The sequence below is a fragment of the Brevibacillus fortis genome, assembly GCF_003013395.1.
Taxonomy (GTDB): Bacteria; Bacillota; Bacilli; order Brevibacillales; family Brevibacillaceae; genus Brevibacillus; species Brevibacillus fortis.
In genome coordinates this window covers 1-4,192 of record NZ_PXZM01000080.1, presented here as the reverse complement: position 1 = coordinate 4,192, position 4,192 = coordinate 1, and the positions used below count along the sequence as shown (strand labels likewise).

Annotated in this window: 6 protein-coding genes; all 6 read left to right on the top strand. The window is 45.2% G+C overall.

Annotated elements, in window-relative coordinates:
* Positions 1-209 precede the first annotated feature (209 nt).
* Positions 210-1,040 carry a transporter substrate-binding domain-containing protein gene (locus C7R93_RS29755; RefSeq protein WP_106842159.1) on the top strand — a complete coding sequence of 277 codons (831 nt, stop codon included), beginning with the start codon at positions 210-212 and terminating at the stop codon, positions 1,038-1,040.
* Between the two features lie 20 nt (positions 1,041-1,060).
* The gene (locus C7R93_RS29750; protein ID WP_007726620.1) at positions 1,061-1,735 is read left to right on the top strand and encodes an amino acid ABC transporter permease; all 675 of its coding nucleotides are present in this window, start codon (positions 1,061-1,063) and stop codon (positions 1,733-1,735) included.
* The gene (locus tag C7R93_RS29745; RefSeq protein ID WP_007726622.1) at positions 1,735-2,493 is read left to right on the top strand and encodes an amino acid ABC transporter ATP-binding protein; all 759 of its coding nucleotides are present in this window, start codon (positions 1,735-1,737) and stop codon (positions 2,491-2,493) included. The genes C7R93_RS29750 and C7R93_RS29745 overlap by 1 nt, the downstream gene beginning before the upstream one ends.
* 390 nt (positions 2,494-2,883) lie before the next feature.
* Positions 2,884-3,282 carry an IS200/IS605 family transposase gene (tnpA, locus tag C7R93_RS29740; protein ID WP_106842158.1) on the top strand — a complete coding sequence of 133 codons (399 nt, stop codon included), beginning with the start codon at positions 2,884-2,886 and terminating at the stop codon, positions 3,280-3,282.
* A 4-nt stretch (positions 3,283-3,286) separates the two neighbouring features.
* Positions 3,287-3,973 (top strand): hypothetical protein, encoded by a 687-nt coding sequence (locus C7R93_RS29735; protein WP_244191697.1) that lies wholly within the window; start codon positions 3,287-3,289, stop codon positions 3,971-3,973.
* A partial coding sequence (locus C7R93_RS30880) for an IS200/IS605 family accessory protein TnpB-related protein (RefSeq protein WP_244191696.1) occupies positions 3,946-4,192 on the top strand: 247 nt, incomplete at its 3' end. The genes C7R93_RS29735 and C7R93_RS30880, both read left to right, overlap by 28 nt.

Sequence of the window (4,192 nt, the reverse complement as noted above, 5' to 3'; positions counted from 1 at the left end):
GCAAAATCCGCCGCCCTGCGAAAATTGCCGCCTTTTTTGTATTTTCAAAATACTCACCCAACTCATGGCAAACGGCCTAAGAATGGCTTTAGACAGCCTCTCGTTTGCTATTGCTTCTACTTTTCCTCTTCGATTTCTCGATTGGCACGATATGTGAATATAGCTAATGTTCGAAATTACTAAAATATATTTGGTAGGGGGTTTACAACATGAAGGGATTTCGTAAGGGACTGTTCTCTCTGTGTGCACTGCTCGTCACCGGGGCTTTGATCGCTGGCTGTGGTGCCAAGCCTGCAGAGCAGACAGCTACGCCGGGCAATGGTAGTCAAGCTGCAGCACCAACAGATGAAGTGCTGCAAAAGATCAAAGACACCAAAACCTTGTTGGTAGGAACGGACGCTACTTTCCAGCCGTTCGAATACAAGAATGCACAGAACGAATATGAAGGCTTTGACATCGAACTTGTGAAAGCGATCGCATCTGAGCTGGGCGCGGAGAAAGTCGAATTCGTAGACACCGACTTCAAAGGCCTGATTCCAGGGTTGCAAGGCAAGAAGTTCGATATGATCGTATCCGCGATGTACATCACGGATGAGCGCAAACAAACCATCGACTTCTCCCAGCCGTATTATCCAGGCGGTCTGACTATCATGGTGCAAAACGGAAATGACACGATCAAAGGTGCTGATGATTTGAAAGGCAAAAAAGTAGCCGTCCAAATCGGTACCAAGTCTGCCAAATTCCTGAAAGAGAAATACCCGGAAGTAAAACTCGTGGAAGTCGAGAAAAACGTAGAAATGTTCCTCGAGCTGGAAAGCAATCGCGTAGACGCTGTTGTTACTGGAATGCCTGCTGCCAAGGTGTACGCAAAGCAGAGCCAAAAGGTAAAAGTTCTCGATGTTGAGCTGACGCAAGAATACTACGGTTACGGTGTACGCAAGGAAAACAAAGAATTTGTAGCTGCTCTCGACAAGGCACTGAAAACCTTGAAAGAAAACGGCAAGCAGGAAGAAATCGTTAAAAAATGGTTTGGTGAATAACAACATCAGGAGGTGCACCAATGGCGCTTGATTTTATGGTAATTTTTGAAGACAACAATTTATATGCGCTTCTGGAAGGGCTATGGGTTACGGTTTCGATGACTTTCATGGCACTGATTCTAAGTGCGGTTCTGGGTCTGATCATTGGTCTCGGAAGGATGTCCAAGCAAAAATGGATATCTATACTCTGCTCCTTGTATCTGGCATGGTTTCGCGGAACTCCGCTGTTGGTGCAGCTCATGATTCTTTACTATGGCTTGGCGATCGGCTTGCAAGTGGATTTGAGTGCATCTGTAGCTGGGGTGCTGGGACTCGGGATGTACAGCGCCGCTTACGTATCGGAAATCGTGCGCGGAGCGATTCAATCGATTGATAAAGGACAAATGGAAGCTGGACGTTCTCTCGGGATGAGTCATTTCCACACCATGGTGAAGGTTATTTTGCCGCAAGCTGTACGCCGCATGCTTCCGCCGCTGTGCAATGAATTCATCGCGTTGACCAAGAACTCTTCGCTTCTGTCCGTCATTACGGTGTCTGAATTGATGCGCGCAGGCAATCTGATCGTATCGAACAATTTCCGTTACTTTGAGATCTACATCGGCATCGCTGTTCTGTACTTCCTCGTCAACTACTCCATCTCGGTCGGCATCGGCCGTCTGGAACGCAAATTAAGTGTAGAGGGGGCGCGTGCCTGATGATATCCGTCAAACGAATCCACAAATCGTATGGAAGCCTGCACGTCCTAAAAGACGTGAGCCTCAATGTCAGTCAAGGAGAAGTCGTGGTAATGATCGGGCCAAGCGGTTCCGGAAAAAGCACGTTACTGCGCTGCATGAATTACCTGGAGCAGATTCAAGAAGGCTCGATTGAGATCGAAGGAAAGCCGATCGGATTGATTCAAAAGGACGGAAAGCTCGTGGAAATGCCCCAGAAAGAGCTGGACAAGGTTCGCGCTGAGGTAGGTATGGTGTTTCAAAACTTCAATTTGTTCCCTCATGTGAACGTGCTTGAGAACGTCATGATGGCCCCGATGACTGTGAAAAAAACAAAGCGGGAGGAAACCGAGAAACAGGCACGCGAGCTGCTGCGTAAGGTCGGACTTGCTGAAAAGGCAGATATGTATCCAGACCAATTGTCAGGCGGACAAAAACAGCGTGTGGCCATCGCTCGCGCCTTGGCAATGAAGCCGAAAGTAATGCTGTTTGACGAGCCTACCTCAGCCCTCGATCCTGAATTGGTAGGGGAAGTGCTGGCGGTCATGAAACAGCTGGCTGCAGAAGGGATGACTATGGTGGTCGTCACTCACGAGATGGGCTTTGCCCGTGAGGTAGCTGATCGCGTAGTCGTGATGGACGGCGGTACGTTGATTGAGGACGGGCCACCGGAGAAGATCTTCTCCTCACCTGACCAACCTCGAACACAGGCATTCCTGAGCAAGGTCTTATCGCACTAGCAAGCCTATCTCTCGAATTATACGGTCCCAGAGAAGCAAGAAGCTCTCCAACTACTGTCAAATTATTATAGAAGGAAAGAATATAAGCGTGATTCGCATGAACGCGAGACAACTAACGTACGGGTAATTCACGGGGTATCTACAAAAACGCCTGGTAACACGGGCGTTTTTTGTTTGTGTGAGGGGGAAGTGTTGTGTGATAACATGGAAAATATTACTGTGTCATTCTGTAGAGAGAAAATTACAGAATTTTTCGAGCGAGAAAGCCCACTCCTTTAGGTGTGGGATGATAGCGAGATTGGAACAGGCGTGTCTATAGACACGTCAATGTTCCAGTGTTTCTTGTGTTTTTTTGTTGTAGTGAATGATTTGAACTGATACAATCCGTATATGGATAATTATAGAAGAACGACCACTACCGTATCATTCATTACCTATCATTTTGTTTTTTGTCCTCGATACAGAAAAAAGATATTCCTCCAATTAGATGTAGAAATAAGGTTTAAGGAATTAGTGAAGGATGTTTGCGATGAATTGAAAATAGAGATTATCGCAATCGAAACAGACAAAGACCATACTCATCTTTTTTTAAACGCTTTGCCAACATTCAGTCCTGCTGATATTATGGCAAAAATCAAAGGGGTCACATCTAAAAAATTAAGAGAGGAGTTCAAACATCTAGCGCATTTGCCTTCTCTTTGGACACGTTCATATTTTGTCAGTACGGCAGGGAATGTTTCCAGCGAAACGATTAAAAGATATGTGGAACAGCAAAAGACAAGGGGGTGAACACATGCAAGCGTTAACCGTTACGATTCGTATATTTCCTGCTCAACCAGATATTCTTCGTCATTTAGGAAAGGAATATATTCGTGTTGTCAATCTGCTCACGGAACAAGCTGAACAACTTCGTTCGTTTCCAAAGACAACGACTAAAAATGTTGAAACGATTCTACCATCAGCCGTCTGTAACCAATCCATACGTGATGCTAAGAGTGTTTTTCGTAAAAGTAAGAAACTTGGCGGTCGTCCGATTCTTAAGAAACCTGTATATTTCGTCAATAATCAAAACTACACGGTATCTGAAAATACAGTTGCTTTCCCTATCGTTGTAGATGGAAAGACGAAGAAAACGGCGTTTCGTGCTACGATGACTAGCCGAGACAGGGAATTGTTATGCAAAGGAAAATTTGGATTGATGCGTATCATGGAAAAGTCAGGGAAATGGTACGCTCAAATTTCCGTAGAAGTGCCTACAAGCGTAACCATCAACGAAAACGTCATGGGTATAGATCTTGGTTTGAAAGTTCCTGCTGTTGCAGTAACTTCTACGGGCAAGACTTGTTTCTTTGGGAAAGGGAGACAGAACAAGTACATACGAAGAAAGCACCAACAGCGTAGACGCCAATTAGGTAAACTCAAAAAATTGTCAATACAGCTATTCAGGAAGGTGTGTCAATCATCAAGCTTGAACGACTAGAGAATATTCGCAAGACGGCAAGAACAAGCCGTAAAAACGCAAAGAACCTGCATAATTGGACTTTCTATCAACTTCAACAATGTATCTCCTACAAAGCAAATCTTGCTGGCATACAAGTTGTGGAGGTCAATCCCGCCTACACTTCTCAATCTTGTCCTGCCTGTAGAGAGAAGAACAAAGCGAAAGACAGAATGTACGAATGTTCATGCGGATTCCATG

Coding starts and splice junctions, on each gene's coding strand:
- C7R93_RS29755 (WP_106842159.1), top strand. CDS start 210: ATGAAGGGATTTCGTAAGGGACTGTTCTCTCTGTGTGCACTGCTCGTC.
- C7R93_RS29735 (WP_244191697.1), top strand. CDS start 3,287: ATGCAAGCGTTAACCGTTACGATTCGTATATTTCCTGCTCAACCAGAT.
- C7R93_RS29745 (WP_007726622.1), top strand. CDS start 1,735: ATGATATCCGTCAAACGAATCCACAAATCGTATGGAAGCCTGCACGTC.
- C7R93_RS29750 (WP_007726620.1), top strand. CDS start 1,061: ATGGCGCTTGATTTTATGGTAATTTTTGAAGACAACAATTTATATGCG.
- tnpA (WP_106842158.1), top strand. CDS start 2,884: ATGGATAATTATAGAAGAACGACCACTACCGTATCATTCATTACCTAT.